The 6133-nt window shown below is 72.9% G+C and carries 7 protein-coding genes; 4 read left to right on the top strand and 3 right to left on the bottom strand.

Going from position 1 to position 6133, the window contains the following annotated elements; all coding sequences use genetic code 11:
* Window positions 1–216: 216 nt before the first annotated feature.
* Both QSK30_RS27925 and QSK30_RS27920 read right to left on the bottom strand, forming a co-directional pair.
* Window positions 217–444 (bottom strand): hypothetical protein, encoded by a 228-nt coding sequence (locus tag QSK30_RS27925; protein WP_285507273.1) that lies wholly within the window; start codon window positions 442–444, stop codon window positions 217–219.
* A gap of 59 nt (window positions 445–503) precedes the next feature.
* Window positions 504–2126 carry an outer membrane protein assembly factor BamB family protein gene (locus QSK30_RS27920; protein ID WP_285507271.1) on the bottom strand — a complete coding sequence of 541 codons (1623 nt, stop codon included), beginning with the start codon at window positions 2124–2126 and terminating at the stop codon, window positions 504–506.
* 249 nt (window positions 2127–2375) lie between these two features.
* Here QSK30_RS27920 and QSK30_RS27915 point away from each other — a divergent pair, with 249 nt between their 5' ends.
* Genes QSK30_RS27915 through QSK30_RS27905 form a run of 3 tightly spaced genes read left to right on the top strand, consistent with a single transcriptional unit; the run spans window position 2376 to window position 4360 of the window.
* Complete coding sequence (locus tag QSK30_RS27915) at window positions 2376–2843, top strand: MarR family winged helix-turn-helix transcriptional regulator (protein WP_285507270.1); 468 nt, start codon at window positions 2376–2378, stop codon at window positions 2841–2843.
* A 42-nt stretch (window positions 2844–2885) separates the two neighbouring features.
* Window positions 2886–3527, top strand: coding sequence for a hemerythrin domain-containing protein (locus tag QSK30_RS27910; RefSeq protein ID WP_285507268.1), 642 nt, complete (start codon window positions 2886–2888; stop codon window positions 3525–3527).
* Window positions 3500–4360 carry an SDR family NAD(P)-dependent oxidoreductase gene (locus QSK30_RS27905; protein ID WP_285507267.1) on the top strand — a complete coding sequence of 287 codons (861 nt, stop codon included), beginning with the start codon at window positions 3500–3502 and terminating at the stop codon, window positions 4358–4360. The genes QSK30_RS27910 and QSK30_RS27905 overlap by 28 nt, the downstream gene beginning before the upstream one ends.
* Window positions 4361–4427: 67 nt before the next feature.
* On the opposite strand, the gene QSK30_RS27900 is transcribed toward QSK30_RS27905, so the two are convergent.
* Complete coding sequence (locus tag QSK30_RS27900; protein ID WP_285507266.1) at window positions 4428–5294, bottom strand: LLM class flavin-dependent oxidoreductase; 867 nt, start codon at window positions 5292–5294, stop codon at window positions 4428–4430.
* A 275-nt stretch (window positions 5295–5569) separates the two neighbouring features.
* On the opposite strand from QSK30_RS27900, the gene QSK30_RS27895 reads away from it, so the two are divergent.
* Window positions 5570–6127 (top strand): flavodoxin family protein, encoded by a 558-nt coding sequence (locus QSK30_RS27895; RefSeq protein WP_285507265.1) that lies wholly within the window; start codon window positions 5570–5572, stop codon window positions 6125–6127.
* Window positions 6128–6133: the final 6 nt, after the last annotated feature.

The raw sequence follows: 6133 nt of genomic DNA, 5'->3' as shown, positions 1-6133 counted from the left end.
ACCCACTGGGTGAACTGGCGACGCACCCACCAAGCACGCTCACGCTGGTTCCACAAACGCACCAGACTCGCCCGCGACATCGAGAACACCCAGGTCAGCTAACAAATGGCGGCTGCCGTACTAGGCGCCGTTCACGCGCGGCACACCGCCGGTTCCGTGAGACATCGGTGTTCCAGCGATCGGATCACCTGACGTCCAGGGTGGACCCGGTGTGGGTCAGCGCGTGCTGCGTTCCAGTTCCGCGCGGAGCCGTTCGAACGCGGCTCGCTCGTGCGCGGTGAGGCCTGGCGCGGGGGTGTCGGGGCCTGGTGGGGGCGCGATGAGCAGGGCGGTGGGCACGGTGCAGAAGTAGATCGCGGGCGCGTGCGCCGAGCCCGCGTGCTTCAGGAGGATCAGCAAGGTCTTGCCCACGGCCCTGCACAGGCGCCGAGTGCGGTCGCGCATGGGGTTTCCCTTCGCCTGCGGGGGCGGACGGGCGTGCCCGCCCGCCCCCGTCGGTCACGTCAGAAACCGAAGGCCAGCAGTACCCGGCCGGGGATCCCGTAGAACGAGTAGTAACCGGACTGGACGTACATCATCCCGTTGGCCACGACCGTGCCGCCGTTGCCGGAGATCGAGCCCCCGGACGCGGTCGGACCGTTCACGCCGGTGTACGGGCGGACCGTGTCGTACTCCCAGACCTGCTGCCCGTCGGTGGAGCGGAAGATCCGCATCTTGCCGTCCGTGGCGCCCTCGTAGACCAGGCCCGGCGTGCTGGTGACCGCCGAGAGGTAGGCGGGCGTGCAGTTGGCCGGGAAGGCGGCCGCCCCACCGGTGGAGCACCCGTTCGCCGGGGCGGGCTTGCTCCAGATGATGGTGCCGTTCGCCGGGTTCAGCGCGAACAGGGTGCCCGGGTTGGCCTTCCAGGTCGCCACGTACAGCCGCTGCCCGTCGTAGCTCGACCCCCACTCGATGCCGGAGAACCCGCCGTTGGGGTCCGGGACGGCCACCTGCTGCTGCCAGACGACCTGCCCGGTGATCGCGTCGAAGGCGTGGTAGACGCCGCTCTTCTGGCCGATGCCGACCATCAGCCGGTTGTTGGCGTAGAACAGGTTCGGCGAGGCGCCGAAGTCGTAGTCGAGGTTGGTGCCGTCGGCCAGGCCCTCGCAGTGCGGTTGGGGGGCGGGCAGCAGGCACCCGACCGTCCAGGTGTCGGCCGCGGTCATCTTCTGCTTCCACTTGACCTGGCCGGTGGCGGAGTTGAGGGCGAACACCGTGTCCGCGTCACCGGTGGTGGTCGTGTAGTTGTTGCCCGATCCGAAGTAGAGGGTGCCGTGGACCGGGTCCAGGATCGGGCTGCTCCACACCGGCGCCCCGGACGGGCCGAACCGCGGGTGGCCGTCCGGCCCGGGCGGCAGCGGACCCGACTCGGGAACGGTGTAGTAGCGCCAGACGACCGCGCCGGTGTCGAGGTTGAGCGAGACCATCTGACCGCGGAAGCTGCAGCACGGGTAGTTCGGGTCGGCCGAGGCCTTGGCCTCGCTGCTGGACACCCCGATGTACACCCGGTTGCCGTTGATCAGCGGCGACCCGGTCAGGGCCGCCAGCGGGTGGTCGGACACCTTGGTCGCCCAGGCCAGGGTGCCGGTGTTCTTGTCCACCCCGTACACCCAGCCCCGGTAGTCGCCGAAGACCACCTTGTCGCCCGAGACGGAAGGCCCGTCGCGCAGCGGGTTCGGGTTCGCCGAGCTCGCCGGGCCCGCCACCGCCGAGACGTCGTAGCTCCACTTGGTGGCCCCGGTGTTCGCGTCCAGGGCGTACATCTTCGCGTCGCGCGACCCGACGTAGAGCGTGCCGTCCACGACGGCGGGCTGGCTGCTGGTGGCGGGTCCGTCGACGTCGGGGAAGACGAACGACCACTTGAGGTGCAGGTTGGCCACCGAGGTGGCGGTGAACTGGGTCTCCAGCGGGTTGAACCGGCTGCCGATGAAGTCCTTCTGCCACCCCGGCCAGTTGCTCGGGATGCGGGGGCCGCCGCTCGACCCGACTGCCGACGCGGTCCCGCCCGCGCCGGTGAGCGCGGCCCCCAGGACGAGCACCGCGCCCGCGCATAACGCGGACAGCCTTTGGAAACGCTTTGTGCGCACTGCTTTCCCCCATTCGCTGCGATTGCGAGGACGCCGCCGATGATCTTGGCCGCGGCGTCGACCTATGCTCTCCCAGGGCCGCGCACATCCGAACCGGGTGAATTCCGAAACAGCGGCGTCCCGCCGCACCGGATACCGCGGGTAATGTCGACCAGGCCTGGGCAACCGGCCCGGGACCAGGGCGGGCGGCGGCGCCCACCACTCGGGCAGACGGTGCGCGGACCACCCTCGACCAGCTAATATCCACTGGTGCGCCCCGATGACGATGCCTTCCTGACCCGAATCGGCGTCGTCTCGCGCCGGCTCAAGAGCGAGGCCGAGCGACGCCTGATGGAACACGGCGTCCACGCCGGGCAGCAGTTCATCCTCGGCTGCCTCTGGGAGCGCGACGGGCTCACCCCGGGCGAGATCGCGGGCCTGATCGAGGTCGAGGCGCCCACGGTCACCCGGGCCGTCCAGCGGATGACCAACTCCGGCCTGCTCCGGGTGGCGGCCGACGAGTCCGACGGCAGGCGGGTGCGGGTCTGGCTGACCCGCAAGGGCCGGGACCTGCGCGACTCGGTCCCCCAGGTCACCCGCGGGCTGCAGCAGGACGCGCTGGCCCTGTTGTCCGACGAGGAGCAGCACTCGCTGCTCGACCTGCTCGACCGCGTGGACCGCGCGCTGAGCGGGGAGGCGACCAACCCCAAGACCCGCGCCCGGGGCGACACGGCCTGAGCCGCCGTCGCCGCGAGCGCGGCGACGAGACGGAGCGACCCGATGACCGCGGCCCGGATGACCGAGCTGGACCTGCTGCCCTTCCTGCGCGCGCACGAGTGCTTCCGGCGCGACTTCACCCGCTTGCACGACCTGGTGACCCGTGGCGCGCCACCACCGCGGGTTGTCCGAGCGCTGGTCGAGCACTGGGAGAACCTCTCGGCCGTGCTGGTCCACCACCACGAGAACGAGGACGCGGTGATCCTGCCGCGCGTGCACGCGCGGTTCCCGGCGGCCGCGGTCCGGGAGTTGACCGCCGAGCACGAGCGCTTGGACGACCTGCTCGGCCAAGTGGGACCGGCTTTGGTCGCAGCCGGGCGCGACCACGCCGAGGCGGCCCGGGTCGTCGGAGCGGCACGGGCGCTGCTGGTGGCCCACCTCGATGCCGAGGAGCGGGTGTTGGTGCCGCTGTTCGCCGAGTGCTTCACCGCCGCCGAGTGGGCGGAGATGGAGGCGCGCACCACCCGCGACCTGGAGGCGGCCGGGCTGTTCCCGTTCCTGCTGCCGTGGATCACCGAGGGGTTCGACGACGCGGTCCTGGCGGGCACGCTGAGCGGGTTCCCGGCCGAGGCGGGCGAGCGGTTCCACACGTCCTGGCGCCGCGACTACGAGCGCCGGTGCGCGCTGCTGTGGGCGGACGCGTGACCGCGCCCGGCACGGTCCTGGTCACCGGGGCCACCTCGGGGATCGGGCTGGCGGCGGCCGGGCAGCTGGCCGCCGCCGGGTGGACGGTCCTGGTGCACGGGCGCACACCGGAGCGGGCGGCTCTGGCGTGCGCCCAGCTGGCGGGCAATGACCTGGCGGGCAATGAGTCGACAGGCAACGGGCCGGCGGGCAACGGGCCGGCGGGCGAGCTGGTGCCGGTGCACGCGGACCTGTCCGCCCTGGCCGAGGTCCGGCGGCTCGCCGACTCGATCGGCACGACGGTGGCGCTGGTCAACAACGCGGGTGTGTTCACCCCGAGCGCCATCGCCGAGCAGCGGCGCGTCAGCGCCGACGGCCACGAACTGACCTGGGCGGTGAACTACCTGGCGCCGTTCGCGTTGACGACCGCGCTGGCCGGGCGGCTCGGCGCGGTCGTCAACGTCACCTCGGGCATGCACGTGCGGGCCGAGCCGCACTGGGCCGACCCGGACCTGGTCGAGGGCTGGGACCGGGTCCGGGCCTACGGCCAGTCGAAACTGGCGCTGACCGCGTTCTCCGCCGAGCTCGGCGCCCGGTGGCCCGCGGTCCCGGTGACGGCGGTGAACCCGGGCTACGTCGACACCCCGCTGGTGCGGGCGGCCTTCGGCGGTCCGGCGGGCGACGTCTCGGTGGGGGCGGCGCACGTCGTCGCGCCGCTGCTGGGCGGCTCGCCGGTGGGCGGGTACGTCGAGCTCGGGGTGCGCGCGGTGCCGCACCCGCTGGTCGAGGACAGCGAGGGGCGCGCCCGGCTGTGGGCGCTCACCGAGCGCCTGCTGGCAGCTCGCCCGGTCTGACCCGGCGAGTCGCCGCCTGGGCCCGCCCCAGGCGGCGCAGTGCCTGCTCGGGTCCGGGCAGACCGTCTCAGCCCAGTGTCAGGTCGGCCAGGACGCTGGCCAGCGCGCCGACCTGGTCGAGGTCGCTGCGGCAGGGGAACAGGATCAGTTCGTCGCAGCCCGCCTCGGCGTAGCCATGTGCGGCCTCGGCCACGGCCGCCGCGTCGGTCAGCGCGCTCGCCGCGACGAACGCCGCGGGCGCGCCGAGGAACGAGTAGTAGTCGGTCAGGTGCGCGTCGGCCGCCGCGCGGGCGCCTGGACCGAGGCAGAAGTAGCCGATCGACATCAGCCGGGGCTCGCCGGTTCGGCCGTGCGCGGCCCACGACTCCCTGACCCGCTCGGCGAACCCGGCGAAGAGCCGGGGTCCGCCGCCCGCGCCGATCCACCCCTGCGCGAGCCGCCCGACGCGGTCGAACACCGCGTCCGCGCGCCCGCCGAGCACGATCGGGATCTCCGGCTGCGCGGGCGCCGGTCCCACCGTGCCCGGTCCGGACGCGGTCCAGCCCGCCCGCAGCGCGGTGACGATCGCCTCGCTCCGCCGACCGCGGTCGTCGTACGGCGCGCCCGTCGCGGCGAAGTCGTCCGCCCGCCCGCCCGCGCCCAGTCCCACCACCAGCCTTCCGCCGGAGAGGCGGTCGAGGGTCGCCAGGCGCTTGGCCAGCAGCGGCGGGCTCCCGTGGTACCCGGCGACGAGCACGGTGGTGGCCAGCCGGATCGTCGTGGTCGCACCCGCGGCGACCGACAGCGCCGTCAGCGCGTCGCCGTTGTCGTAGACCAGGCGGTCGAGCGCGCCGAGGGAGGCGAAGCCCGACTCCTCCGCCCGCCGCGCCCAGTCGGCGACGGCCGGGCCGTCGAACCCGGGCACCGTCACCGGCAGACCTATCCCGATCTCCATGCCGCCTCTTTCCGTCGTATTAACCGCATCCGAACCGCGACGATAGCGACGATTTCCTCGACACGAATACGGCACAATCCCGTTTCGCCGGACAATGAATCCGACCGCGTTTCGTCCTGCCCCAAGCCGCCTTGACGCCACCGGAACCAGTGGGCATGCTGGGCGAACCGGAGAATCCCCGGTCTCGCACATCCGATCAATTCCGAGAACCTGTCGTCACATTTTAGTGATGCCTTTTTCCGGGTTCTCGGAATGATACCGAGAGGCGCTTCGACATGGTTCGCGTCGCGATCGTCTACTACAGCGCGGGCGGCACCGTCGCCGCGCTCGCCGCCGCCGTGGCCGCGGGTGCGACCGCGACGGGGGCGCAGACCCGCTCGTGCGCGCTCACCGAGGACGGCCCGGCCCCGGCCGCCGCGCTGGCCGCGCTCGACTGGGCCGACGGCCTGGTGCTGGGCACGCCCGCGTGCTTCGGCAACGTGGCCACGCCGCTCAAGCGGCTGATCGACGCCACCGTCCCGCTGTGGCGGGCGGGCGCGCTGGCGGACAAGGTCGTCGGCGGCTTCACCGCCGCGGGGTCACCGCACGGCGGGCACGAGAGCACGCTGCTCGCGCTGTTCCAGACCGTTTACCACTGGGGCAGCCTGATCGTCCCCGCCGGCTACACCGACCCGTCGCTGCGCGCGGCGGGTGGCAACCCGTACGGGGTCTCCGTGCGGGCGAGCCGGGACGACGCGGTGGGCGAACCCGCACTGGCCGCGGCCGCCTACCTGGGCGGGCGCGTCGCGAGGTTCGCCGCCGCCGTGCGCCGGGTGCCGGTGACCGTCGGCTGAGCGGCC

Source organism: Actinokineospora sp. NBRC 105648 (assembly GCF_030269645.1).
Lineage (GTDB): Bacteria > Actinomycetota > Actinomycetes > Mycobacteriales > Pseudonocardiaceae > Actinokineospora.
The sequence above is the reverse complement of the archived record's forward strand: the minus strand, read 5'-3'. Positions and strand labels throughout refer to the sequence as shown.